General features: G+C 70.5%; 13 protein-coding genes, 1 tRNA gene, 1 rRNA gene and 1 pseudogene. 12 read left to right on the forward strand and 4 right to left on the reverse strand.

Annotated elements, in window-relative coordinates; genetic code table 11:
* The first annotated feature begins 9 nt into the window (after positions 1-9).
* From rrf to E0500_RS19075, 3 genes are all read left to right on the forward strand, one after another.
* Positions 10-126 (forward strand): 5S ribosomal RNA (gene rrf, locus E0500_RS19065).
* A gap of 114 nt (positions 127-240) precedes the next feature.
* Complete coding sequence (locus E0500_RS19070; protein WP_131568298.1) at positions 241-906, forward strand: DegT/DnrJ/EryC1/StrS family aminotransferase; 666 nt, start codon at positions 241-243, stop codon at positions 904-906.
* 118 nt (positions 907-1,024) lie between these two features.
* Positions 1,025-1,097 (forward strand) — tRNA-Thr (locus E0500_RS19075).
* 50 nt (positions 1,098-1,147) lie between these two features.
* Here E0500_RS19075 and E0500_RS19080 read toward each other — a convergent pair.
* Positions 1,148-3,919 carry a SpoIIE family protein phosphatase gene (locus tag E0500_RS19080; RefSeq protein ID WP_131568277.1) on the reverse strand — a complete coding sequence of 924 codons (2,772 nt, stop codon included), beginning with the start codon at positions 3,917-3,919 and terminating at the stop codon, positions 1,148-1,150.
* 374 nt (positions 3,920-4,293) lie between these two features.
* On the opposite strand from E0500_RS19080, the gene E0500_RS19085 reads away from it, so the two are divergent.
* From E0500_RS19085 to E0500_RS19125, 9 genes are all read left to right on the forward strand, one after another.
* The gene (locus tag E0500_RS19085; protein WP_131568279.1) at positions 4,294-9,798 is read left to right on the forward strand and encodes a HAMP domain-containing protein; all 5,505 of its coding nucleotides are present in this window, start codon (positions 4,294-4,296) and stop codon (positions 9,796-9,798) included.
* Positions 9,799-10,126: 328 nt separating this feature from the next.
* Positions 10,127-10,810, forward strand: coding sequence for a two-component system response regulator (locus tag E0500_RS19090; protein ID WP_131568281.1), 684 nt, complete (start codon positions 10,127-10,129; stop codon positions 10,808-10,810).
* A gap of 304 nt (positions 10,811-11,114) precedes the next feature.
* Entirely contained in the window at positions 11,115-13,847 is a 2,733-nt protein-coding gene (locus E0500_RS19095) for a DNA translocase FtsK (RefSeq protein ID WP_220140547.1), read from the forward strand.
* Positions 13,848-14,113: 266 nt separating this feature from the next.
* Positions 14,114-14,980, forward strand: coding sequence for a helix-turn-helix domain-containing protein (locus E0500_RS19100; protein WP_131568286.1), 867 nt, complete (start codon positions 14,114-14,116; stop codon positions 14,978-14,980).
* A gap of 115 nt (positions 14,981-15,095) precedes the next feature.
* Positions 15,096-16,568 (forward strand): 30S ribosomal protein S12 methylthiotransferase RimO, encoded by a 1,473-nt coding sequence (rimO, locus tag E0500_RS19105; RefSeq protein ID WP_131568288.1) that lies wholly within the window; start codon positions 15,096-15,098, stop codon positions 16,566-16,568.
* A complete protein-coding gene (gene pgsA, locus E0500_RS19110; RefSeq protein WP_131568290.1) occupies positions 16,565-17,260 on the forward strand; it encodes a CDP-diacylglycerol--glycerol-3-phosphate 3-phosphatidyltransferase in 696 nt (231 codons plus the stop codon). Before rimO ends, pgsA begins: the two co-directional genes overlap by 4 nt.
* Positions 17,257-17,802, forward strand: coding sequence for a CinA family protein (locus tag E0500_RS19115; RefSeq protein WP_131568292.1), 546 nt, complete (start codon positions 17,257-17,259; stop codon positions 17,800-17,802). The genes pgsA and E0500_RS19115 overlap by 4 nt, the downstream gene beginning before the upstream one ends.
* A 109-nt stretch (positions 17,803-17,911) precedes the next feature.
* Entirely contained in the window at positions 17,912-18,289 is a 378-nt protein-coding gene (locus E0500_RS19120) for a helix-turn-helix domain-containing protein (protein WP_131568294.1), read from the forward strand.
* A 244-nt stretch (positions 18,290-18,533) separates the two neighbouring features.
* Positions 18,534-19,004, forward strand: coding sequence for a Dps family protein (locus E0500_RS19125; RefSeq protein ID WP_131568296.1), 471 nt, complete (start codon positions 18,534-18,536; stop codon positions 19,002-19,004).
* Positions 19,005-19,732: 728 nt separating this feature from the next.
* On the opposite strand, the gene E0500_RS19130 is transcribed toward E0500_RS19125, so the two are convergent.
* The 3 genes and pseudogenes from E0500_RS19130 to E0500_RS19140 form a co-directional block, all read right to left on the reverse strand.
* The gene (locus E0500_RS19130) at positions 19,733-20,497 is read right to left on the reverse strand and encodes an SDR family NAD(P)-dependent oxidoreductase (protein WP_131559606.1); all 765 of its coding nucleotides are present in this window, start codon (positions 20,495-20,497) and stop codon (positions 19,733-19,735) included.
* A 32-nt stretch (positions 20,498-20,529) separates the two neighbouring features.
* Complete coding sequence (locus E0500_RS19135; protein WP_131559608.1) at positions 20,530-21,345, reverse strand: DNA-formamidopyrimidine glycosylase family protein; 816 nt, start codon at positions 21,343-21,345, stop codon at positions 20,530-20,532.
* Positions 21,346-21,406: 61 nt separating this feature from the next.
* Positions 21,407-26,234: pseudogene (locus tag E0500_RS19140) on the reverse strand (ATP-dependent helicase).
* Positions 26,235-26,301: the final 67 nt, after the last annotated feature.

Here is a 26,301-nt window from a genome sequence, read left to right on the forward strand (position 1 = left end):
TCATAGTGTTTCGGTGGTCATAGCGTGAGGGAAACGCCCGGTTACATTCCGAACCCGGAAGCTAAGCCTTACAGCGCCGATGGTACTGCAGGGGGGACCCTGTGGGAGAGTAGGACACCGCCGAACAAATATTGAGAGAGCTGGTCCCCGAACTTCGGTTCAGGGACCAGCTCTTTTTTGTTTCGCGTCACTTCGTGTTCACGTTGCACCACCAGCATCCGCAGCATGGGTGCAGCCGCAATGCTCAGAGCCGCAGGCATCGGCGCAGGTGACGAGGTCATCGTGCCGGCGTTCGGGAACGTGGAGGTCGCCGACGCCGTGCAACTGGCCGGTGCGGTGCCGGTGTTCGCCGACATAGATCCGGGGACGTACTGCCTGGACGCCGCCGCCGTCGATGCTGCCGTCAGCGAGCGCACCGCGGCCGTGATCGTCGTGCACCGCTTCGGCAGGACTGCGGACATCGCGCGGTTGCGTGAAGTCGGGCAACGGCACGGGCTGTTGGTGCTGGAGCAGGGCGAGACCGAGAGGCCGTACGACGAGGTCGCGCAGCGCAGGGCGCATGCCGCCCATCTCAGCGGTCGACTGCGTGGGGTGCGTACCCCGGACGGTGGCGGTGAGCACACCTACCAGCAGTACGTCGTGCGGGTGCTCGGCAACGGCCGGCCGGACCGCGACGCCTTCGCGCGCGCCTTGCGCGCCCGGGGGGTTGAGTGCCGGGTGCCGGTGAAGACGCCCGTGCACCGCATGCCAGGGTTCCGGCGGGACGTCTGCCTTCCGGAGACCGAGCTCGCCTCGGACGAGACGCTGGCGCTGCCAGTGGACGGCTCACTGACCAAGCGGCAGGTGCAGCGTGTCGTCTCCGCCTGCAACGCGCTGGGCGGACTGCTGCAACCCGCCTTCCCGTGAGTCCGCTCCCTCGCCCACAGGCAGTGGCGCGGCCCAGTGGGCTATTGGTGTGGAGCAGTCATCAGTTCGGGGTATGATCTATTCCGTTGCCGCGAGGGAAACCTCGAAAAGGCGACAGGCCCCTATAGCTCAGTCGGTAGAGCGTCTCCATGGTAAGGAGAAGGTCAACGGTTCGATTCCGTTTGGGGGCTCTGACAAAAGGCCTCGCCCATCAGGGCGAGGCCTTTTCTGTGCGCTGGGGTCAGTCGTTGTGGAGGCCCGGCACGCGCATCGCGAGGATCGCCATGTCGTCGGACGGGGCGTCGGAGGCGAAGCGTTCGACCGCGCGCATGATGCGAGCCGCGACCGCGCCCGCTGTCAGGCCCGTGCAGGTGGTCAGGACGTCCGTGAGGCCGTCGTCGCCCAGCATGCGGGTGCCCTCGCGGCGTTCGGTGACGCCGTCCGTCACGCACAGGAGGACGTCGCCGGGATCGAGGGTGACCGTCTGCTCGTACAGCTCCAGGTCCTCCATGACGCCCAGCAGGGGCTGGGGTTCGGCGGCCGGTTCGACCGAGCCGTCCTGGCGCAGGCGGAGCGGGAGCGGATGGCCGGCGCAGACCACCTTCAGGATGGCGCTGCCGTCCTCCTGGGGCCACAACTCGCCGTACAAGAGCGTCAGGAAGCGGCTGCGGGCGCCCTCGTCGATGATGGCGGAGTTCAGGCGCTCCAGGACCGCTGGGCCGCCGAAGCCCTCGCGGGCCAGCAGGCGCAGGGCGTGCCGGGCGAGGCCCGTGACCGCGGCCGCCTCCGGGCCCGTACCGCAGACGTCGCCGATGGCGAAGCCGTACGCCCCGTCGCGGATCGGGAACAGGTCGTAGAAGTCGCCACCGACCTCGTTGCCCTCGCCGGCCGCCCGGTAGATGACCTCGACCTCGACGCCCTCGACCTCCGGCAGTTCGGGCGGCAGGAGGCTGCGCTGGAGGGACTGGCTGATGGCCGTGCGCTCCGAGTACAGGCGGGCGTTGTCCAGCGCCAGTGCCGCCCGGCGCGACAGGTCCTCGGCCAGTTCCAGGATCTCCTGGCGGAAGTGTTCGTCCGTCGGCTTGCCCAGCGTCAGCATGCCGATCACGCGGTTGCGGGCCACCAGCGGAAGTACCACGGTCTCGCCGCCCACCGCCGCGGCCGTCGCGAGCGTGGTGCCGATGCCCGAGCTCACCGTCGCGGGCTCGCCCAGGCCCAGGCTGCGCATGGACGTGCGCAGCGCGGCCTGATGGGCCGCCTCGGCGGGCGCCGACCAAACGCGGGCTCCCGGGGCGGGGATCGGGTCCGGCGGGGGAACCTTGGACAGCAGGGCCTTGATGCCGTCGATGCGCTCCTCGTCCTCGTGGAGGACGTACGAGAGATAGGGCTCCGAGGCCTGGTCGGCGATCGTGTAGACCGCGCACCAGGTGGCGAGGGTCGGGATCGTCATCTGGGCCATGAGCGCGAGGGTCTGGTCGCGGTCCAGGGTGCCCGCGAGGAGGTCCGAGGCCTCGACGAGGAAGCTGAGCGAGCCGCGGCGCAGGCGCTCCAGTTCGCCCAGGCGGGCCGACTCGACGGCGAGGGCGATGCGGTCGGCGGCGAACTGGAGGCGCAGTGCCTCCTCGTTGGAGTAGCGCCCCGGTGCCTCGGCCGCCACGCCGAGGGAGCCGGTGAGGCGGCCTTCGACCTTGAGCGGGACCGTGACGACCGAGCGCATGCCCGTGCCGCTGAGCAGTGGTACGGCGCCGGGGACCGCCGTGAGGTCGTCGTGGACCGCCGGCATGCGGGCCGAGCCGTAGCGGCCGGGGCCCGCCTCGACCGGCACGCGGGCGAAGCGCTGGCGGGCGGAGGGGAGGCCCGTGGAGGCGCGTACCTCCAACTCCGTTTCGTCGTCGGTCGCGAGGAGCAGGAAGGCGGAGTCGCCGTCGAGCATGTCGCGGGCGCGTTCGACCGTGCGCTGGAGGAGGCCGTCCAGGTCGTCGGGGGCCGGGGAACCGATGAAGACCTCGAAGGGGTCCGTCGGTTGGCCGTCGGACGCCACGGCCGCGTCGGAGGCCGGTACGCGCACCGGGGTCTGGAGGACGGCGCGTTCGTGGTCCCGTACGAGAAGGCAGACGGTGGACGGCTCGCCCTGGGTGTCGCGGACGCGGAGATGTGACGCGTACACCGGAGTTACGCGGCCGTTGGCGCCGCGGATGCCGTAACTGCCCTCCCAGCGGGACAGTTGGAGGGCCTCGGCGATGCCGGTGCTGGTGCCCGGGGTGTGCGGCCAGGCCGCGAGGTCGGTGAGAGGCTTGCCGGTGACCTGCTCGGCCATGTACCCGAACAGTTCTTCGGCGTCCTCGTTCCAGGCACCGATCGAGCCCGTGCGGTCGATCTGGACCACGGCGACGCGGACTCGGCCGTCGGCGAGCGGGAGGAGGTCGGCGGGGAGGGACGGGCCGGCCGTGCGCGTGCCCACCGCACGTTCGGGCAGGTCGAGGTGGAACCACACCTGCTTGTGCGTGGGTGTGTAGTCGACGCCCCAGCGCCCCGCGAGCGCCGCGCACAACTGGAGTCCGCGGCCGCCCTCGCGGTCCGGGCTGCCCATGTTGACGGATGTGGTCTGGAGGGGGATCTCGCGCTCGGGGTATCTGTCGGCCACCTCGATGCGTACGCCGTCGTCGGTGCGCAGGCAGAGGACGTCGGCCGATGTGCCCGCGTGTACCACCGCGTTGGTGACCAACTCGCTGGTGAGGACCACGGCGTCGTCGACGATGTCGGCGAAACCCCAGCCCTGGAGGGTGTCACGGACGAAGGACCGGGCGGTCGCGACCGATCGCCCGACGGGCTCGAAACTGGCGGCCGCGCGCGCGGTGATCACAGAACTCCTTGTCCGGTTCTCGACGTGCGGGAGGACGTGCGGGGAGGCATGCGAGGGTCCGTGGCCGTCCCGCTCCTGCCGCTGCAGAGGCTGGTTCTCCGTCGGCCGAGGATCCTGGGGTGAGCCCCCGGGATGCAGTCCGGTGGTCATGGTGCGGCCGCCCCTCCGATGCCTGCCCGGTCGTCTTCGTGCCACCGCCCAGGCCGGACATGCCGGCACGGCTGGACAGCCGCATGCAAGGTTACTTACCTTCGCCGTCCATGCGGATGCCGGTTCGCTGTGTTTACGCCCGGAGGGTGTGCGGACCGTGTGCGAAGCTGCCGAACTGTTATGGCCTGGTTCAGTGATGGTGAAACACTGGGCAAGCTTCCAAGGAGGGTCCGGGCAGGTGGGGTGCCTTCCGTGCAGTCGGGGCAGCAGCACCCAGCCGACCCTGGTATATCGGGCAGGCGGTGTTAACCGGTACGCCGAGTGGTAGCCGAGTACGCAGTGCAGTAAAGGTCGACCCCTGCGGGAGGGACACAGTGGAGTCTGGCGCAGCGACGCGGGGCACTAAGACGCGCGCGAAAGGCGGACAGTCCCTGAGCAAGCAGCGACCATCACGCAACGGCACCACAACAGTGGACACAGCGGCTCTGAACAAGCTGCTGGCGGCGCTGGAAGCGATGCGTGACGGCAACTTCCGCAAACGGCTGACGGTCACCGGTGACGGCGTGCTGTCGGAGATCGCGGCCGTCTTCAACGAGGTGGCCGACCGGAACCTGCACCTGACGGGTGAGTTGTCGCGCGTACGGCGCGTGGTGGGGCGCGAGGGCAAGCTCACTGAGCGGCTGGAGACGGGCGCCTGCGAGGGTTCGTGGGCGACCGCGATCGACAACTCGAACGCCCTGGTCGACGACCTCGTGCGGCCCGTTTCCGAGGTCGGCCGGGTGCTGTCCGCGGTGGCCGACGGCGATCTGTCGCAGCGTATGGAACTGCGCGCCCAGGGCGCCGACGGGAACGGGCATCCCCTCCGGGGGGAGTTCCTCAAGGTGGGGCGCACGGTCAACAACCTGGTGGACCAGCTGTCGACGTTCACCGACGAGGTCACCCGTGTGGCCAGCGAGGTCGGTACCGAGGGCAAGCTGGGCGGCCAGGCACGCGTGCGTGGTATGTCCGGTTCGTGGAAGGACCTCACGGACTCCGTCAACACGATGGCGTACCGGTTGACCGCGCAGGTACGTGACATCGCGTTGGTGACGACGGCCGTGGCCAAGGGTGACCTGTCACGGAAGGTCACGGTTCATGTGGCTGGCGAGATGCTGGAGCTCAAGAACACCGTCAACACGATGGTGGATCAGCTTGCGTCCTTCTCCTCCGAGGTGACGCGGGTCGCGCGCGAGGTGGGTACCGAGGGTGAGCTCGGCGGCCAGGCGAAGGTGCCCGGTGTGTCGGGAGTGTGGAAGGACCTCACCGATTCGGTGAATCTTATGGCCGGCAATCTGACGGCCCAGGTGCGCGGAATCGCACAGGTGACCACCGCCGTCGCCAACGGTGATCTGTCGCAGAAGGTGACGGTGAGCGCACGCGGCGAGGTCGCGCAGCTCGCCGAGACCATCAACCAGATGACGGAGACCCTGCGGACCTTCGCGGACGAGGTCACACGTGTCGCCAACGAGGTCGGTGGCGAGGGCCAACTCGGCGGTCAGGCGAACGTGCCGGGTGCGGCGGGCACCTGGAAGGACCTGACGGACTCCGTCAACACGGTGTTCCGCAACCTCACCACTCAGGTGCGCGACATCGCCGCCGTGACGACCGCCGTGGCGAACGGCGACCTGTCCCAGAAGGTCACCGTCGATGTGGCCGGCGAGATGCTGGAGCTGAAGAACACCGTCAACACGATGGTCGACCAGCTGTCGGCGTTCGGTGCCGAGGTCACCCGGGTGGCCCGTGAGATCGGCGTCGAGGGTGAACTGGGCGGCCAGGCCCAGGTGCCCGGTGCGGCCGGTACGTGGAAGGACCTGACGGACTCCGTCAACACGGCGTTCCGTAACCTCACCGGACAGGTGAGGAACATCGCCCAGGTGACGACGGCGGTGGCGAACGGCGACCTCTCGCAGAAGGTCACCGTCGACGTGTCCGGCGAGATGCTCCAGCTGAAGAACACCGTGAACACGATGGTCGACCAGCTGTCGGCGTTCGGTGCGGAGGTCACGCGGGTGGCCCGTGACGTGGGCACCGAGGGCCGACTCGGCGGTCAGGCTCGCGTGGACGGCGTCTCCGGCACGTGGAAGGAGCTCACCGACTCCGTCAACTTCATGGCCGGCAACCTCACCTCCCAGGTGCGGCAGATCGCCCAGGTGACGACCGCGGTGGCGCGGGGTGACCTGTCGCAGAAGATCGACGTGGACGCGCGCGGGGAGATCCTGGAGCTGAAGAACACCCTCAACACGATGGTGGACCAGCTCTCCGCATTCGCCGACCAGGTGACCCGCGTGGCCCGTGAGGTGGGTACGGAGGGCCGCCTGGGCGGCCAGGCACAGGTCCCCGGTGTCGCCGGTGTGTGGCGGGACCTCACCGACTCCGTGAACGGCATGGCGGGCAACCTCACCTCGCAGGTGCGCAACATCGCGCAGGTCGCGACCGCGGTGGCGCGCGGTGATCTGTCGCAGAAGATCGACGTGGACGCGCGCGGGGAGATCCTGGAGCTGAAGAACACCCTCAACACGATGGTGGACCAGCTCTCGAACTTCGCCGAGCAGGTCACGCGTGTGTCCCGCGAGGTGGGTACCGAGGGCATCCTGGGCGGGCAGGCCGAGGTCCAGGGCGTCTCCGGCACCTGGAAGGACCTCACGCAGTCCGTGAACGGCATGGCCAACAACTTGACCATGCAGGTGCGCAACATCGCCGAGGTCACGACGGCGGTGGCCAACGGTGACCTGTCGAAGAAGATCACGGTCGACGCGAAGGGCGAGATCCTCGAACTCGTCACGACCGTCAACACGATGGTCGACCAGCTCTCGAACTTCGCCGAGCAGGTGACCCGCGTGGCCCGTGAGGTGGGCACGGAGGGCCAGCTCGGCGGCCAGGCCCGGGTGCTCGGGGTCACCGGTATCTGGAAGGACCTGAGCGACAACGTCAACGTGATGGCGGCCAACCTCACCAGTCAGGTGCGGCAGATCGCCCAGGTGACGACGGCGGTCGCCAACGGTGACCTCACCAAGAAGGTCACCGTCGAGGCGAGTGGTGAGGTCGCCCAGCTCGCCGACACCGTCAACACGATGGTGACGACCCTGAGCTCCTTCGCCGAGCAGGTGACCCGCGTGGCCCGCGAGGTGGGCACCGACGGCATCCTCGGCGGTCAGGCGCACGTGCCGGGAGTCGCCGGTACCTGGAAGGACCTCACCGAGTCCGTGAACGGCATGGCGTCCAACCTGACCGGTCAGGTGCGCAACATCGCCATGGTCACGACGGCCATCGCCAAGGGTGATCTGACCAAGAAGATCGACATCGACGCGCGTGGCGAGATCCTGGAGCTCAAGACCACGATCAACACGATGGTCGACCAGCTCTCGTCCTTCGCCGAGGAGGTCACCCGGGTCGCCCGCGAGGTGGGCACGGAAGGCGCGCTGGGCGGCCAGGCGCGCGTACGGGACGTCGACGGCACCTGGCGCGACCTCACCGAGTCGGTGAACGAGATGGCCGGGAACCTGACCCGGCAGGTGCGCGCCATCGCGCGCGTGGCCACCGCGGTCACCCGAGGCGACCTCAACCTGAAGATCGACGTGGACGCCTCGGGCGAGATCCAGGAGCTTCAGGACTACATCAACAAGATGATCGCCAACCTGCGCGACACCACGATCGCCAACAAGGAGCAGGACTGGCTGAAGGGCAACCTCGCCCGTATCTCCGCCCTGATGCAGGGCCGCCGCGATCTGGCGGACGTGGCCTCGCTGATCATGAGCGAGCTCACCCCCGTCGTCTCCGCGCAGCACGGCGCGTTCTTCCTCGCCATGCCGCTCGTCGACGGCAAGGACCTGAAGGACCTCGGTACCGGCAACGACGACGCGTACGAGCTGCGCATGCTCGGGTCGTACGGCTACTCCATGGGTTCCATGCCGACGTCGTTCCGGCCCGGTGAGGCGCTCATCGGGACGGCCGCCATGGAGAAACGCACGATCCTCGTGGAGAACGCGCCGAGTGGCTATCTGAAGATCTCCTCCGGTCTCGGCGAGGCACCCCCGGCGCAGGTCATCGTGCTTCCGGTGCTCTTCGAGGGGACCGTGCTCGGCGTCATCGAGCTGGCCTCGTTCACGCCGTTCACGCAGATCCAGAAGGACTTTCTCAACCAGATCGCGGAAATGATCGCGACGAGCGTCAACACGATCTCGGTCAACACCAAGACCGAGGTGCTGCTGAAGCAGTCGCAGGAGCTGACAGAGCAGCTCCGGCTGCGCTCGGAGGAGTTGGAGCAGCGGCAGAAGGCCCTCCAGGCGTCCAACGCCGAGCTGGAGGACAAGGCCGCGTTGCTGGCCCGGCAGAACCGCGACATCGAGGTCAAGAACACCGAGATCGAGGAGGCGCGGCAGGTCCTGGAGGAGCGCGCCGAGCAGCTCGCCGTGTCCATGCGGTACAAGAGCGAGTTCCTGGCGAACATGTCGCACGAGCTGCGCACCCCGCTCAACTCGCTGCTGATCCTCGCCAAGCTGCTCGCCGACAACGCGGACTCGAACCTCACGCCGAAGCAGGTCGAGTTCGCCGAGACGATCCACGGGGCGGGTTCCGACCTGCTCCAGCTGATCAACGACATCCTCGACCTGTCCAAGGTCGAGGCGGGCAAGATGGACGTCTCCCCGACGCGCATCGCGCTCGTCCAGCTCGTCGACTACGTGGAGGCCACCTTCCGGCCGCTCACCGCGGAGAAGGGCATCGACTTCTCCGTACGGGTGTCGCCGGAGCTGCCCGCCACGCTGCACACCGACGAACAGCGGCTTCTGCAGGTGCTGCGCAACCTGCTGTCCAACGCGGTCAAGTTCACCGACACGGGCGCGGTCGAACTGGTCATCCGGCCTGCGAGCGCGGACGTCCCGGTGGCCATCCGGGAGCAGTTGCTGGAGGCCGGCTCGCTGCGGGACGCGGACGCCGACCTGATCGCGTTCTCCGTGACCGACACCGGCATCGGCATCGCGGCCAGCAAGATGCGGGTGATCTTCGACGCCTTCAAACAGGCGGACGGGACCACTAGCCGCAAGTACGGCGGTACGGGCCTGGGGCTGTCCATCTCGCGGGAGATCGCGCGTCTGCTGGGCGGTGAGATCTACGCGCAGAGCGAGCCCGGACGCGGCTCCACGTTCACCCTGTATTTGCCGCTGCACCCGAGTGAACTGCCGCCGCAGGGATACACGCAGCCCGCGGCCGCGATGATCGAGCCCGGCGAGCTGCTGGCGTCCGCGGTGGAGGAGCTGTCCCCGCCGGACATCGAGACCCCGGCCGAGGTGAGGTCGTACCACGCGACCCAGAACGGGCCCGCGGCGCTCTTCAGGCGGCGCCGCAGGGCGCTGCCGACGGTTGAGCACCGCCCCCAGCCCACGGCGGCCTCCGGGACCTTGGGGCAGGAGCAGTGGTCGGCGGGCGGCCAGGAGGCCGCGGCTCACCCGAAGAGGGGCATCCGGTTCGCCAGCGAGAAGGTGCTGATCGTCGACGACGACATCCGCAACGTGTTCGCGCTGACCAGCGTCCTGGAGCAGCACGGCCTGTCGGTGCTGTACGCCGAGAACGGCCGCGAGGGCATCGAGGTCCTGGAGCAGCACGACGATGTGGCGGTCGTCCTGATGGACATCATGATGCCCGAGATGGACGGATACGCCACGACGACGGCGATCCGCCGGATGCCGCAGTTCGCCGGGCTGCCGATCATCGCGCTGACCGCCAAGGCGATGAAGGGCGACCGGGAGAAGGCCATCGAGTCGGGTGCCTCGGACTACGTCACGAAGCCCGTCGACCCCGATCACCTGCTCACGGTCATGGACCAGTGGATGCGCGCCGAATGAGTGTCCGGACACTCCGGGTGCGATCCGGCAACTGGCGTGCCGGCGGCAGCGAGTTGCCGCCGAGGCGCGCCGGAAATCGCATAACTGACCGTGGCCGCAGCCGTGTAGAGGGGCGGGATTGGGGGAACCTTCTGGTCTCCCGCTACGTTTCTGCTACGTGCACAGTGACATCACGGTGACAGGGTGTGGCGACGGGCGGGGTGCGGCTACCATGACCGGCACAAGGACGGGCGGCGCAAGGGAGTCGTCCCCTGGGACGGCGCCCGGCGGTGCCGTCCCAAGTCCTGAGGACAGGGGAGGCCCCACGCCGGGGCGAGGAGGGCGGGCCATGGTGCAGAAGGCCAAGATCCTCCTGGTCGATGACCGGCCGGAGAATCTGTTGGCGCTGGAGGCCATTCTCTCTGCGCTCGATCAGACGCTGGTGCGGGCATCGTCCGGGGAGGAAGCGCTCAAAGCGCTGCTGACGGACGACTTCGCGGTCATTCTGCTGGACGTCCAGATGCCGGGTATGGACGGATTCGAAACCGCAGCACACATCAAGCGGCGAGAACGGACACGGGACATCCCGATCATCTTCCTCACCGCCATCAACCACGGCCCGCACCACACCTTCCGCGGTTACGCGGCGGGCGCGGTGGACTACATCTCCAAGCCGTTCGACCCGTGGGTGCTGCGGGCGAAGGTCTCGGTGTTCGTCGAGCTGTACATGAAGAACTGCCAGCTCCGGGAGCAGGCCGCCCTGCTGCGACTCCAGTTGGAGGGCGGTGGCAAGTCCGCGGTCGGCGACAGCAAAGAGCCGGTCGGACTCCTCGCGGAGCTGTCCGCGCGGCTCGCGGCGGTCGAGGAGCAGGCCGAGGCGCTGTCCAAGCAACTTGACGACGAGTCGGCTGACGCGGCGGCGGTGGCCACCGCGGCGCATCTTGAACGCAAACTGACGGGACTGCGCAGGGCGCTGGACGCGTTGGAGCCGGGGACCGGGAGCGGGGCGGCTTCGTTGCCGTCGCAGAACTGAGCGAGGCTCTGCCGGGTGCGGTGGCGCCTTGCGGGGGTCGGGTGTTGTGGCTGGGGCCTGAGGATCTCGCCCCAGCCGCCCCTACCCGTCCCACCCCTGGGGCAGCGCCCCCAGATTCCGGCTTCTGCCTGAACGGCCTCGTCCTCAAACACCGGACGGGCTGCTGCAAGCGTCAGGGTCCGGGTGAGTGCCCGTCAGGGTTGCCGCGGGTCACGTCAGTTTGCTGCCTCTTCACGGGCGACACGAATGGGTGAAGCAGAAACCACACGTGTCCACTGTGGTCTCCACCGGTAACCTCACACTCATGGCCTCACGTCAGTCCGCAGCCAAGAAGGCCGCGAAGAAGACGGCCGCTCCGCCGAAGGCTGCGGCGAAGAAGGCCCCTGCGAAGAAAACCGCGGCGAAGAAAGCGCCCGCCAAGAAGGCACCGGCGAAGAAGGCGGCCCCTCCGAAGCCGGCGCCCAACCCGACCGGAGGCGTGTACCGGCTCGTGCGCGCCGTCTGGCTCGGTGCCGCACACGCGGTCGGCGCCGTGTTCCGAGGCATAGGGCAGGGCGCGCGGAGTCTCGACCCGGCGCACAGGAAGGACGGCATCGCGCTGCTGCTGCTCGCCCTGGCCCTGATCGTCGCCGCCGGCACCTGGTCCAATCTGCAGGGTCCGGTCGGCGACCTCGTCGAGATGCTCGTCACCGGCGCCTTCGGGCGGCTCGACCTGCTGGTGCCGATTCTGCTCGCGGTCATCGCCGTCCGGTTCATCCGGCACCCCGAGAAGCCGGAGGCCAACGGCCGCATCGTCATCGGTCTGTCCGCGCTCCTCGTCGGCGTGCTCGGTCAGGTCCACCTCGCGTGCGGGGCGCCCGCGCGCAGCGACGGCATGCAGGCGATAAGGGACGCCGGCGGGCTCATCGGCTGGGGCGCGGCCACGCCCCTGACGTACACCATGGGTGAGGTCCTCGCCGTACCGCTCCTCGTGCTGCTCACGATCTTCGGTCTGCTCGTCGTCACGGCGACCCCGGTCAACGCCATCCCGCAGCGGCTGCGGCTGCTCGGCCGGAAGCTGGGCATCGTCCAGGACGACACCGACGAGGAACTCACCGAGGACGACCAGCGCTACGACGACCAGTGGCGCGAGTCGCTGCCCCCGCGCTCCCGGGGACGCAGGACCGCCTCCGAGGCCCACGACCCGGACAGCGCCGAGCAGGAGGCCCTCTCACGGCGCCGTGGGCGTCCCCGGAGGTCCGCCGCGCCGCAAGCAGATCCGGACCGGCCCAGGGGCGCTGTGGACGTCGCTGCTGCCGCCGCTGCCGCACTCGACGGCGCGGTCCTGCACGGCATGCCGCCCTCGCCCCTCGTCGCCGGCCTCACCCAGGGTGTCACCGCCGAACGCGACGGCTACGAGGAGACGACACCCGTACCGGCCGCGCGCTCCAAGGCGGCTGAGCGGACCGTCAAGCCGCCCCGACAGGAGAAGCTGAACGCGGGGGTCCCCGACCTCACCAAGGCACCGCCCGCCGATACCCGCGATCTCCCGCCGCGTGCCGAACAACTCCAGCTCGCCGGGGACATCACCTACTCCCTGCCGTCGCTGGACCTCCTCGCGCGCGGGGGACCCGGAAAGGCCCGCAGCGCGGCCAACGACGCCATAGTCGACTCCCTGACGACCGTTTTCACCGAGTTCAAGGTCGACGCCCGTGTCACGGGCTTCACGCGCGGGCCGACGGTCACGCGGTACGAGGTCGAGCTCGGTCCCGCGGTGAAGGTCGAGCGGATCACGGCGCTGACGAAGAACATCGCGTACGCCGTCGCCAGCCCCGACGTGCGGATCATCTCGCCGATCCCCGGCAAGTCCGCGGTGGGTATCGAGATCCCCAACACCGACCGCGAGATGGTGAACCTCGGGGACGTCCTGCGCCTCGCGGACGCCGCCGAGGACGACCATCCGATGCTGGTCGCGCTCGGCAAGGACGTCGAGGGCGGCTATGTGATGGCCAATCTGGCGAAGATGCCGCATGTGCTGGTCGCCGGTGCGACCGGCTCCGGTAAGTCGTCGTGCATCAACTGCCTGATCACGTCCGTCATGGTGCGCGCCACCCCCGAGGACGTCCGCATGGTCCTCGTCGATCCCAAGCGCGTCGAACTGACCGCCTACGAGGGCATCCCGCACCTGATCACGCCGATCATCACCAACCCCAAGCGGGCCGCCGAGGCCCTCCAGTGGGTCGTACGGGAGATGGACCTCAGGTACGACGACCTCGCGGCGTACGGCTACCGGCACATCGACGACTTCAACGCGGCCGTGCGGAGCGGCAAGGTGAAGTCGCAGGAGGGCAGCGAACGCGAACTCCAGCCGTACCCCTATCTGTTGGTGATCGTCGATGAGCTGGCCGACCTGATGATGGTGGCGCCCCGGGACGTCGAGGACGCCATCGTGCGCATTACACAGCTCGCTCGCGCGGCCGGCATCCACCTCGTGCTCGCCACGCAGCGGCCGTCGGTCGACGTCGTCACGGGCCTCATCAAGGCGAACGTGCCCTCACGGCTCGCCTTCGCCACCTCCTCGCTCGCCGACTCGCGCGTCATCCTCGACCAGCCGGGCGCCGAGAAACTGATCGGCAAGGGCGACGGGCTCTTCCTGCCGATGGGGGCCAACAAGCCGACCCGAATGCAGGGCGCGTTCGTGACCGAGGACGAGGTCGCGGCGATCGTCCAGCACTGCAAGGACCAGATGACGCCCGTCTTCCGGGACGATGTCGTCGTCGGCACCAAGCAGAAGAAGGAGATCGACGAGGACATCGGCGACGACCTCGACCTGCTGTGCCAGGCGGCCGAGCTGGTCGTCTCCACGCAGTTCGGGTCCACCTCGATGCTCCAGCGCAAGCTGCGCGTGGGCTTCGCCAAGGCCGGACGGTTGATGGACCTCATGGAGTCGCGCAACATCGTGGGCCCGAGCGAGGGTTCGAAGGCGCGCGACGTCCTGGTGAAGCCCGATGAGTTGGACGGGGTGCTCGCGGTGATCCGTGGAGAGGCCGACGGCTAGGGAGACCGGCCGCCGGGAATGCTCTTCTCGGGTGGTGCATGGCAAACGGAGTAATCGAACATGCCCCGCCTGTAAGGGTATGGTGGGCAACCGTTTCCCGTCGGCGTACGTCAAGTTGAGGGAGGCGACAACTGTCTGCCTCACCCTCAGGATGTCCGGCCGTTCTGATGGCGTACAAACTCCGACCGCCCGGTTGCCCCACCCTTTCGTACCCCCCCTAGACTGAACCCCTAGCACAGGTGGCTACACGCTCGAAAGGCGCCCCCGTGTCCATCGGCAACTCCCCTGACGGCAACTCCCCCGAAGACGAGCGTCCGTTCGAAGAAGACCGCGACGAACGTGAGGCGGAACGCCTCTCGATCGGCCGCGCCCTCCAGCAGGCGCGCCTCGATGCCGGGCTGACCGTCGACGACGTCAGCAGCGCCACCCGGGTCCGCATCGCCATCGTGCACGCGATCGAGCAGGACGACTTCGCTGCCTGTGGCGGGGACGTCTACGCGCGCGGGCACATCCGCACTCTCGCGCGCGCGGTGCGCCTCGATCCGGCGCCGCTGCTCGCACAGTTCGAAGCCGGCCACGGCGGGCGCCCCGCCCCCGGCCTGGCGGCACCGCTGTTCGAGGCGGAGCGCATCCGCCCCGACCGGCACGGGCCGAACTGGACCGCCGCCATGGTCGCCGCGATCGTCGCGGTGATCGGCTTCGTCGGCTTCACGCTGTTCAGCGGCGGTGACGACGACGGCACGACGGCGGTCGCCGAGGGCTCCACGCCCACCACGAGCAAGCCCGATTCCTCGCCCACGCCCAAGAACGACAGGGCGGACGGCGCCCCGAAGCCCGACGCGTCCGACAGCGCCATCGCGGCCGCGCCCCAGGACAAGGTGACCGTCCAGGTCAGTGCCGACGACGGACGCAGCTGGATCTCGGCCAAGGACCACAACGGCCGGCTGCTCTTCGACGGGCTCCTGGAGCAGGGCGACGCCAAGACCTTCCAGGACAAGGAGAAGATCGACCTCGTCCTCGGTGACGCGGGCGCGATCCAGCTGTATGTGAACGGCAAGAAGATCGAGGACGAGTGGCAGCCCGGCGCGGTCGAACGCCTGACGTACACGAAGGGCGACCCCGAGGCCGGATAGGCGAGGGGTTTCGGCTCGCACGGACGAGCCACAGGGGTGTGCGGGCACGGGGTTGGCCAAGATCGGCCAACCCCGTCGACGTGGGCTGTCAGTGGGACGAAGTAGTCTTGAGCCCATGCCTGAACGCCGTACCGTCGCACTCGTCACACTCGGCTGCGCCCGTAACGAGGTGGACTCGGAGGAGCTCGCAGGCCGCTTGGAGGCGGACGGCTGGGAACTCGTCGAGGACGCCGGGGACGCCGACGTCGCCGTGGTGAACACCTGTGGCTTCGTCGAGGCCGCGAAGAAGGACTCGGTCGACGCCCTCCTGGAGGCCAACGACCTCAAGGACCACGGCAGAACGCAGGCCGTCGTGGCGGTCGGCTGCATGGCCGAGCGCTACGGCAAGGAGCTGGCGGAAGCCCTGCCCGAGGCCGACGGCGTGCTCGGCTTCGACGACTACGCGGACATCTCCGACCGCCTCCAGACCATCCTCTCCGGCGGCATCCACGCCTCGCACACCCCGCGCGACCGGCGCAAGCTGCTGCCCATCAGCCCCGCCGAGCGGCAGAGCGCGGGTGCCGACGTCGCGCTTCCCGGGCATGCGCCCGTCGATCTCCCGGAGGGTCTCGCTCCGGCCTCGGGTCCCCGTGCGCCCCTGCGGCGCCGCCTCGACGGCTCGCCCGTCGCCTCGGTGAAGCTCGCCTCCGGCTGCGACCGGCGCTGCTCCTTCTGCGCCATCCCCTCGTTCCGCGGATCCTTCATCTCGCGGCGGCCGAGCGACGTCCTGGGCGAGACCCGCTGGCTCGCCGAGCAGGGCGTGAAGGAGATCATGCTGGTCTCCGAGAACAACACCTCGTACGGCAAGGACCTGGGCGACATCCGTCTCCTGGAGACCCTGCTGCCCGAGCTCGCCGCGGTCGACGGCATCGAGCGCGTGCGCGTCAGCTACCTCCAGCCCGCCGAGATGCGGCCCGGGCTCATCGACGTGCTGACGTCCACCCCGAACGTGGTGCCCTACTTCGACCTGTCCTTCCAGCACTCCGCCCCCGGTGTGCTGCGCGCGATGCGGCGCTTCGGGAGCACCGACCAGTTCCTGGAGCTGCTCGACACGATCCGCGCCAAGGCCCCGGAGGCCGGTGTGCGGTCCAACTTCATCGTCGGCTTCCCCGGCGAGACCGCGGACGACCTGGCGGAGCTGGAGCGGTTCCTGAACGGCGCGAGACTGGACGCGATCGGCGTCTTCGGCTACTCCGACGAGGAGGGCACCGAGGCCGCGACGTACGAGGACAAGCTGGACGAGGACGTGGTCGCCGAGCGGCTCGCGCGCGTGTCCCGGCTGGCCGAGGAGCTCGTCTCGCAGCGCGCCGAGGACCGGGTCGGCGAGACGGTGCAGGTGCTGGTCGAGTCGGTCGACGGCGAAGAGGGCGCGTACGGCCGCGGTGCGCACCAGGCTCCCGAGACGGACGGCCAGGTGCTGTTCACGACCGGTGCGGGCCTGAGCGTCGGCCTCATGGTCGAGGCGAAGGTGGTCGGCACGGAGGGCGTCGACCTGGTGGCGGAGCCGCTGCAGGGCTCGCTCGCCTGTCCTGAGGAGGGGGTCAGATGACGGGAGTCCCGGCATCCGCGGCGGGTGGTTCCGCCGGCGCCTCGGGCGCCCCGAGCGGAGCCAAGCCGGTGCGCGCCGGGAAGCTGGGCGCTGCCGCCGTCAACCAGGCCAGTCTCTGGAACGTCGCGAACCTCCTGACCATGCTCCGCCTGGTCCTCGTGCCCGGCTTCGTCGCGCTGATGCTCATGGACGGCGGGTACGACCCGGTGTGGCGCGCCTGGGCCTGGGCCGCGTTCGCCGTCGCCATGATCACCGACGTCTTCGACGGCCACCTGGCGCGCACGTACAACCTCGTCACCGACTTCGGGAAGATCGCCGACCCCATCGCCGACAAGGCGATCATGGGAGCGGCGCTGATCTGCCTGTCCGGTCTGGGCGATCTGCCGTGGTGGGTGACGGGCGTCATCCTCGGCCGGGAACTCGGGATCACCCTGATGCGTTTCCTGGTCATCCGGTACGGCGTCATCCCCGCGAGCCGTGGCGGCAAGATGAAGACGCTCGTGCAGGGCACGGCCGTCGGGATGTACGTCCTGGCGCTGACGGGTCCCCTGGCGACGCTGCGGTTCTGGGTGATGGCCGTGGCGGTCGTTCTGACCGTCGTGACCGGGCTCGACTATGTAAGACAGGCCATTGTGCTGCGCAAGCGCGGAGTCGCCCCGCAGAAGACGGTGGCAGAGGAGGCGGATCGGTGAGTTCCACGGCCGCCGACGTGCTGCGACTACTCATGGTGAGGGGCGAGACGCTCGCCGTCGCCGAGTCGCTGACCGGTGGTCTGGTGGCGGCCGAGATCACAGCGACGCCCGGAGCCTCGAATGCGTTCCGCGGCTCGGTGACCGCCTACGCCACCGAGCTCAAGCACGAGGTGCTCGGCGTCGACGCCAGTCTCCTGGCGGCGCACGGAGCGGTGAATCCGCAGGTCGCGGCCCAGATGGCGGCCGGAGTGCGGAAGTTCCTCGGTGCGGACTGGGGCATCGCGACCACCGGTGTCGCGGGTCCCGAACCCCAGGACGGACAGCCGGTGGGCACGGTTTTCGTTGCCGTCGACGGACCGTTCGGCGCGGATTCCGGCGGTTCAGGTGGCGGGAAAGTGTCTGCGTTGCGGTTGAACGGCGACCGGGCGGAAATCCGTATGGAGAGTGTACGGAGCGTACTCGCACTGCTCCTGAAGGAGCTTGCGGGCGAACAGACCGGGAATGAGCGGGCACAGGATACGGAACAGAACGGGGGGACTTGATGTTTGCAGCCCTTAGTGAACACGACAGCGCTCCCCGCACGGCCGCGGCGCAAGGCGGTACGGTGGGGCGTGAAGGATGCGGCTACGCGGTCCGAGGAGGGAGCCACCGATGATTCTGCTCCGTCGCCTGCTGGGTGACGTGCTGCGTCGGCAGCGCCAGCGCCAGGGCCGTACTCTGCGCGAAGTCTCCTCGTCCGCCCGAGTCTCACTCGGCTATCTCTCCGAGGTGGAGCGGGGGCAGAAGGAGGCTTCCTCCGAGCTGCTCTCCGCCATTTGCGACGCGCTGGACGTACGGATGTCCGAGCTCATGCGGGAAGTGAGCGACGAGCTCGCACTCGCCGAGCTGGCCCAGTCGGCAGCGGCCGCCGAGCCGGTGCCCGCACCAGTGCGTCGACCCATGCTCAACTCCGTATCGGTGACCGGTGTGCCACCGGAACGGGTAACGATCAAGGCGCCCGCCGAGGCGGTGGACGTCGTCGCCGCGTGAGCGTTCGACGCGGTGTGATGTGTCTGACTCACGAACCGGGCCGAGGCCCGTCGTGAGGTGAGGTGCGAGGAAGCCCCGGACGGGGCTCTTCCGGGGAGACCCGGAGGAGCGTCGGCCGGGGCTTTCGTGTTTCCCCGTTTGCCCGTCGTGGGCGGGGCGGTCATCTTGGAGTAAGTGGGGGCTCGGGGCCGTACGAACGATTCTCCGCGCGAGGGTTCGCGGCGGAGGGATTCGGAGCTTGCCCATGTACGTCGTGAAGAGCCCGTTGCCCGAGGCCGACCTCAAGACCGTGTCCGAGGCGCTGCAGGGCGCCCTGGTCGACCTGGTGGACCTCTCCCTGGTGGCGAAGCAGATCCACTGGAACATCGTCGGGCCGCGTTTCCGCTCCATCCACCTTCAGCTCGACGAGGTCGTGGCCACCGCCCGGACGCATTCCGACACGGTGGCGGAACGGGCCGCGACACTGGGTGTCTCGCCCGACGGACGGGCCGGCACGGTCGCGGCCACCAGCGGCATCGGCAAGGTCCCTGATGGCTGGGTCAAGGACACGGACGCGGTGGGAACGCTCGTGGACGCGCTGGGCGCGGTCATCACGCGGATGCGGCAACGGGTGAACTCCACCGCCGACCCCGACCCGGTGAGCCAGGACATCTTCATCGGGATCACGGCGGATCTCGAAAAGCATCACTGGATGTTCCAGGCGGAGCACGGGTGACGAGGATGGGCGGAGCCCGTGGGAGCGCCTCGGCGGGAGGGGCGCGCCCTGGGTGGCGTACGTGCCCGCGCACGGGTGGTGTGCGCCCTGTGTGGGGTGAGTGCCGTATCCGCGTGGGGGGAGTGCGCCGGGCCCGGGCGCTGGGCGGTGTCCGTGCGGGTGCGGTGCGCCCCTGTGCCGGGGGTGCGCCCTGCCGAGCGGTGCGGGCGGCGGCCTAGCGTCGGGCCGAGGGCGTGGAACGGCTCCGGGTGGCCGGGGCGGCCTGGAGGTGGCGGCCATGGGGACAGTGCGCTGGGGGCGCTGGGGGCGGCGCTGGGGTTCGGCGCGCTGTGGTGGTGGGGGTGCTGCGGCTCGCTCTGGCGCCGGATGCGGGTCCGGTGGAGGCGGCGGTCGCGGCCGGGGGTGGGGGCTGAGCCTGTTGCCGGTGCACTGCGTGCCCAAGGGGGCGAGGGCGCCGAGGGCGCCCAGAGGGCCGAGGGCGCCGAGAGGGCCGCGCGGCCCGAGGGGAGGGGAAGGAGGCGGTTGGGGCGGAGCAGCGGTGACCTGGTGCCCGGGTGGCCCGCGATCGGTCTGAGGCCGATGCGGCCCATGTTGAGGAACCGGCACCATGTGCGTCCGCCCCAGCCGTCGCCTGTTCCCGTCGGCCCCAGCCCTGTGTCCCGTCGGCTGCAGCCGTCACGTGTGTCTGTCAGTCGCAGCTGGCACGTGAGTCGTGTCAGCCGCAGCCGTCACCAAGGCATCGCCACCCCGCCGTTCGGGCGGAGGATCTGGCCCGTCGTGAACGACGACGCGTCGGAGGCCAGGTGCAGTACGGCGTGAGCGATCTCGTCCGGCTCGCCGACCCGGTCCAGGGGGGAGAGCCGTGCCATGAAGGCTTCCGTGCGTGCCTGTGCCCCGTCGTCGTGGCGGTCCGTCATGGGCGTCCGGATCCAGCCCGGCGCCACCGCATTGACGCGGATGCCGTGCGGGCCGATCTCGGTCGCCAGGGTCTTCGTCAGCTGGACGACCGCCGCTTTGGCCACGCCGTAACAGAGCAGGCCGGGGCCGCCGGTGTCGACGGCGCCCGAGGCCATGATGACGATGCTGCCCCGGGTCCCCTCGGCGATCATCAGGCGGGCGGCTTCCTGGCAGGCGTACAGCACGCCCTTGAAGTTGACGCCCCACACTCGGTCGAGGTCCTCGTCGCGGGTCTCCAGGACCGGGCTGCTGTGCATGATCCCGGCGATCGCGGCCATGACGTCGAGGCGCTCGCAGACGGCGACTGCTCGGCGGAGTTGTTCCCGGTCGGTGACGTCGAGGTGGTGGGTGTGCGCGGTGCCGCCGCCGCTCTTGATGCGGGTCGCGGTCTCGTGCAGCCCCGGGGCGTCGAGGTCCGCGCAGTGCACGGTCGCGCCCGCCTCCGCGAGCAGGATGGCCGAGGCGCGCCCGATACCGCTGGCGGCGCCGGTGACGAATGCGGTGCGTCCGGTGAGGTCGTACGCCGTGACGGCCATGAAGGGACCGTACGAAAGTTTCTGACAGTCCGTCAATTGTATTGTCGGTTGCCAGTTGGAGCCGGGCCCCTCTGGCAGGTCGGGCACCAGTAGGTGGGGCGCTCTCGGGAGCCGTCGCCCTGGTTCGCCGAGCGGATGGGGGTGCGGCAGCGCAGACAGGGGCGTGGTGCCCGGCCGTACACGAAGTGGCTCTGGTCGCGGCGGCCCGTGGTGATGCGGACCGGGCGGTCGCGGTTGGCCTCCAGGAGACGCTTGGCGAGGGCGGGGAGCTGGGCCGCGCGGTTCTCGGGGAGCTCGCCGAGGGGGAGCCATGGTGTGGCCCCGAGCAGGAAGCAGAGCTCGCTCTTGTACACGTTGCCGATGCCCGCGAGATTGCGCTGGTCGAGGAGGGCCTCACCGAGGGGGCGGGCAGGGTCGCCGAGGAGGTTGGCGAGAGCCCGGTCGGGGTCCCAGTCCGGGCCGAGGAGGTCGGGGCCGAGGTGGCCGACGGCTCGGTGCTCCTCCGAGGTGCGGAGCAGTTCCAGTACGGGGAGGCGATAGCCGACGGCCGAGCGGTCGGCGGTACCGAGGACGGCCCGTATCTGGTGCGCGGGGCCGCCCGTCCAGCGCCGGCCGTTCTCGTACACCTTCCACGAGCCGTCCATCCGCAGATGCGAGTGCAGGGTCAGGCCGCCCTCGATGCGGGTGAGGAGGTGCTTTCCGCGCGGGGTGACGTCCAGGACGGTACGGCCGGTGAGGTCGGCGGTCGCGTACCTCGGCACCCGGAGGTCGAAGCGAGTCAGCACATTGCCCGCGAGGGCGTTGTGCAGCCGTCTCGCGGCCTGCCAGACGGTGTCTCCTTCGGGCATGGGTCCAGGGTGGCACGCCGGTGGACGGTGCTGTGGGCCCCCTTGGGGTGCCTGGCACGGCTCAGGCGCGGAGCCGCAACCCTCGCGGGGTCGCTATGAAGCCTGCGCCTTCCAGGAGGGTGCCGAAGGGGGAGGTGAGGGCCGAGGCGCCGTTGACGCGCTCCACCGTGACCGTGCCCAGGGAGCCCGCGCGGGCGGACGCGGAGAGGGCCTCGGCGGCGGCCAGGAGGCGTGGGTCCCCGGTGACCGTGCCGTCCGGGTCGGAGGGCCAGGCGAGCAGTGTCTTGCCGCCGCGCTCCATGTACAGGGTCAGCTCGCCGTCGACCAGCACGACCAGGGAGCCCGCCTTACGGCCCGGTTTGTGGCCGGCACCGGTGGGAGGCTCGGGCCAGGGCAGGGCGGCGCCGTACGCGTTCGCGGGGTCGGCGGCGGCCAGGACCACGGATCGGGTGGCGCCGTCGCGGCGCGTACGGCTGCCGGCACGGTGGGGGGCCGGGGAGTGGCCGTAGCCGTAGCTGTCGGGGAAGTCGGCAGCGCCCTCAGCGTCCGCGGGGAAGTCGGTCCCGGCAGCGCGGCCTCCGGGGAAGTCGGCCCAGTCATCCGCGCCCGAGGGGAAGTCGGGTGGGCCGAAACCGGCGGGCTGGGGCAGGGACTCGCCCCGGTCCCTGGCGTTCGCCGTCGCGCGCAGGCGGTCCACCGCGCCGTCCATCGCGAACTGGGCCGCGCCGAGCCCCTCCACCACGTACCCCCGCCGGGCCTGCCCGCTCTCCTCGAACGCGGACAGCACGCGATACGTCGCCGAGAAGCCGCCCTCGACCCCCTCGGCGGCCACGGCGCCCCGGGTCACCACGCCGTGCCGGTCGAGGAGGGTGCGGGCGAGCGCGTGGGCGCGCACGGTTGCGTCGGCCTCATGGGCGGGGAGCAGCGACCAGCGGCCCGCGACCGTGGGAGGTCCGGTACGGGACTGGGGGCGTGCGGCCGCCGTCAGCGAGCCGTACCGGCCGCGCGGGATCGTGCGCTTGGCGCGGTGGGCCGTGGAGCCGGCGGTGCGGCCCGAGCCCAGGAGGGAGCGCATGGGGGCCAGCGTGTCGTTCGTGAGCCGGCCGGACCAGGCCAGGTCCCAGACGGCGTCGGCCAGTTGGGGATCGGTGGCGTCGGGGTGGGTGGTGGCGCGGACCTGGTCGGAGATCTGGCGGAAGAACAGGCCGTAGCCCCCGGAGAGGGTGTCCAGGATCGACTGGTGGAGCGCGGTCAGCTCCAGGGGGTGCGGGGACGGGAGGAGAAGTGGCGCGGCGTCCGCCACGTAGAGGGAGATCCAGCCGTCCTTGCCGGGGAGGGCACCCGCGCCGGCCCACACGATCTCCCCGGACGCCGTCAGCTCGTCGAGCATCGAGGGGGTGTAGCCCCCGACCCGGGACGGCAGGACCAGCTTCTCCAGGGCCGACGCGGGAACGGAGGCGCCCTGGAGCTGTTCGACGGCGCGCACCAGTCCGTCGATGCCCCGTAGACCGTGCCCGTTGCCCACGTGCTGCCACTGCGGCAGGAACTGAGCGAGCGCGGCGGGCGGCACCGGCTCCAGCTCGTGCCGCAGCGCGGCGAGGGAGCGGCGGCGCAGGCGGCGCAGCACGGCCGCGTCGCACCACTCCTGGCCGATGCCCGCCGGATGGAACTCCCCCTGAACGATGCGGCCGCCCGCGGCCAGCCGTTGCAGCGCGCCCTCCGTGACGGCCACCCCGAGACCGAAGCGCGCCGCCGCCGTGGCGGAGGTGAACGGGCCGTGAGTGCGCGCGTAACGGGCGAGGAGGTCGCCGAGCGGGTCCTTGACCGGTTCGGTGAACGCCTCCGGGACGCCGACCGGCAGAGCCGTGCCCAGTGCGTCACGCAGCCGGCCCGCGTCCTCGATACCCGCCCAGTGGTCGGCGCCGGCGACGCGGACCCGGATGACGCGGCGGGCCCCGGCCAGCTCCCGGGCCCACTGCGGCTCGGCGCCGCGCTCCACCAGCTCGGCGTCCGTGAGCGGGCCCAGCAGCCGCAGCACGTCCGCGACGCCCTCGGGGTCCTTCAGGCGCCGGTCCTCCGCGAGCCACTGGAGCTCCCGCTCCAGCTCGGTCAGGACCTCGGCGTCCAGGAGCTCCCGCAGCTCCGCCTGGCCCAGCAGCTCCGCGAGCAGCCGCGAGTCCAGCGACAGGGCAGCGGCCCTGCGCTCGGCGAGCGGGGAGTCGCCCTCGTACAGGAACTGGGCGACATACCCGAAGAGGAGGGAGCGGGCGAAGGGTGAGGGCTCCGGTGTGGTGACCTCGACGAGCCGCACCCTGCGGGACTCGATGTCGCCCATCAGCTCGGCGAGGCCGGGAACGTCGAAGACGTCCTGGAGGCATTCACGGACCGCCTCCAGCACGATCGGGAACGAGCCGAACTCGCTCGCCACCTCCAGCAGCTGGGCCGCCCGCTGACGCTGCTGCCACAGCGGGGTGCGCCTGCCCGGGTTGCGGCGGGGCAGCAGCAGCGCGCGGGCGGCGCACTCGCGGAAGCGGGACGCGAACAGCGCCGAGCCGCCCACCTGGTCGGTGACGATCTGGTCGACCTCGCCCTTGTCGAAGGCGACGTCCGCGGCGCCCACGGGGGCCTGCTCGGCGTCGTATTCCGTGCCTGCCTTCCTGGGCTCCTGGTCGAGCAGGTCCAGGCCCATCAGGTCTGCGTCCGGGAGACGCAGCACGATGCCGTCGTCGGCGTGCATCACCTGGGCGTCCATGCCGTACCGCTCGGACAGGCGGGCGCCCAGGGCGAGGGCCCAGGGGGCGTGGACCTGGGCGCCGAACGGGGAGTGCACGACGACCCGCCAGTCGCCCAGTTCGTCACGGAAGCGCTCGACGACGATCGTGCGGTCGTCGGGGACGTGACCGCAGGCCTCGCGCTGCTCCGCGAGGTACGACAGGACGTTGTCCGCGGCCCAGGCGTCCAGGCCGGCGGCGAGCAGGCGCAGACGGGCGTCGTCCTGGGGCAGGGAGCCGACCTCGCGCAGGAAGGCGCCCACCGCGCGGCCCAGCTCCAGCGGTCGGCCGAGCTGGTCGCCCTTCCAGAAGGGGAGCCGTCCGGGGACCCCGGGCGCGGGGGAGACCAGGACGCGGTCGCGCGTGATGTCCTCGATGCGCCAGGAACTGGTGCCCAGCGTGAAGACATCGCCGACGCGGGACTCGTACACCATCTCCTCGTCGAGCTCGCCGACCCGGCCGCCGCCCTTCTTCGGGTCGGCGCCCGCGAGGAACACTCCGAAGAGGCCGCGGTCCGGGATCGTGCCCCCGGAGGTGACGGCCAGGCGCTGTGCCCCCGGGCGGCCGGTGATCGTGCCGGCGACGCGGTCCCACACCACGCGCGGGCGCAACTCGGCGAAGGCGTCGGAGGGATAGCGGCCTGCGAGCATGTCCAGCACGGCGGTGAACGCCGACTCCGGGAGCGAGGCGAAGGGAGCCGCGCGGCGGACCGTGGCCAGCAGGTCGTCCACCTGCCAGGTGTCCAGCGCGGTCATCGCGACGAGCTGCTGCGCCAGTACGTCCAGGGGGTTGGCGGGGATCTTCAGGGACTCGATGGAGCCGGTGCGCATCCGCTCGGTGACGACGGCGGACTGTACGAGGTCGCCGCGGTACTTGGGGAAGACCACGCCTCGGGAGATCGCGCCCACCTGGTGGCCCGCGCGACCGACGCGCTGCAGGCCGGAGGCCACGGAGGGCGGTGACTCCACCTGGACGACGAGGTCCACCGCCCCCATGTCGATGCCGAGCTCCAGGCTGGAGGTGGCCACGACAGCCGGGAGGCGCCCCGCCTTGAGGTCCTCCTCGACCAGGGCGCGCTGTTCCTTGGAGACCGAGCCGTGGTGGGCGCGGGCGATGACCGGGGGAGCGCCCTGGGCCGCGCCCGAGCCGCCCATGAGCTCGGCGGGGGCGTGGTGCTCGTCGAGGGGCTCGCCTGTCGCGCGCTCGTAGGCGATTTCGTTCAGCCGGTTGCAGAGGCGCTCCGCGAGGCGGCGGGAGTTGGCGAACACGATCGTCGAGCGGTGGGACTGGACGAGGTCGGTGATCCGCTCCTCGACGTGCGGCCAGATCGAGGGGCGCTCGGCGCCCTCGGAGCCGTCGGCGACCGGGGAGCCGCCCAGCTCGCCCAGGTCTTCGACTGGGACGACCACGGACAGGTCGAACTCCTTGCCGGACTTCGGCTGGACGATCTCCACCTTGCGGTGAGGGGAGAGGTAGCGGGCGACCTCGTCGACCGGCCGGACCGTCGCGGAGAGGCCGATGCGGCGGGCCGGCTTCGGCAGGAGGTCGTCCAGGCGCTCCAGGGAGAGCGCCAGGTGCGCGCCCCGCTTGGTGCCCGCCACCGCGTGTACCTCGTCGAGGATCACTGTCTCGATGCCGGTCAGCGCGTCGCGCGTGGCCGAGGTGAGCATCAGGAACAGTGACTCCGGGGTGGTGATCAGGATGTCCGGGGGCGGGTGGACAGGGCGCGGCGCTCGGCGGCGGGGGTGTCACCGGAGCGGATGCCGACCTTGACCTCCGGCTCCGACAGGCCCAGGCGGACGGCTTCCTGGCGGATGCCGGTCAGCGGGCTGCGGAGGTTGCGCTCGACATCGACGGCGAGGGCCTTGAGGGGGAGACGTAGAGGACGCGGCAGCGCTTCTTCGGGTCGGCGGGGGGTGGGCTGGAGGCCAGCTGGTCGAGGGCGGCGAGGAAGGCGGCGAGGGTCTTGCCGGAGCCGGTGGGGGCGACGACCAGGACGTCCGAGCCCTCGGCGATCGCCCGCCAGGCTCCGGACTGGGCCGCGGTGGGCGCGGGAAAGGCCCCCGTGAACCAGCCGCGGGTCGCGGGGGAGAAGGCGTCGAGCGCGGAACGGACCATGTGACCATGGTGCACCCGGGCACTGACAGCGGCGCTGACCAGTGGGGATTCGGCCCACGACGGGTGG

The sequence above is a fragment of the Streptomyces sp. KM273126 genome (genome assembly GCF_004337435.2).
Classification (GTDB): Bacteria; Actinomycetota; Actinomycetes; order Streptomycetales; family Streptomycetaceae; genus Streptomyces; species Streptomyces acidicola.

Excerpts from the sequence above, each read along its gene's own strand:
- E0500_RS19080 (WP_131568277.1), bottom strand. The coding sequence starts at position 3,919 with ATGACCACCGGACTGCATCCCGGGGGCTCACCCCAGGATCCTCGGCCG.
- E0500_RS19125 (WP_131568296.1), top strand. The coding sequence starts at position 18,534 with ATGTACGTCGTGAAGAGCCCGTTGCCCGAGGCCGACCTCAAGACCGTG.
- E0500_RS19090 (WP_131568281.1), top strand. The coding sequence starts at position 10,127 with ATGGTGCAGAAGGCCAAGATCCTCCTGGTCGATGACCGGCCGGAGAAT.
- pgsA (WP_131568290.1), top strand. The coding sequence starts at position 16,565 with ATGACGGGAGTCCCGGCATCCGCGGCGGGTGGTTCCGCCGGCGCCTCG.
- E0500_RS19070 (WP_131568298.1), top strand. The coding sequence starts at position 241 with ATGCTCAGAGCCGCAGGCATCGGCGCAGGTGACGAGGTCATCGTGCCG.
- E0500_RS19120 (WP_131568294.1), top strand. The coding sequence starts at position 17,912 with ATGATTCTGCTCCGTCGCCTGCTGGGTGACGTGCTGCGTCGGCAGCGC.
- rimO (WP_131568288.1), top strand. The coding sequence starts at position 15,096 with ATGCCTGAACGCCGTACCGTCGCACTCGTCACACTCGGCTGCGCCCGT.
- E0500_RS19130 (WP_131559606.1), bottom strand. The coding sequence starts at position 20,497 with ATGGCCGTCACGGCGTACGACCTCACCGGACGCACCGCATTCGTCACC.
- E0500_RS19135 (WP_131559608.1), bottom strand. The coding sequence starts at position 21,345 with ATGCCCGAAGGAGACACCGTCTGGCAGGCCGCGAGACGGCTGCACAAC.
- E0500_RS19095 (WP_220140547.1), top strand. The coding sequence starts at position 11,115 with ATGGCCTCACGTCAGTCCGCAGCCAAGAAGGCCGCGAAGAAGACGGCC.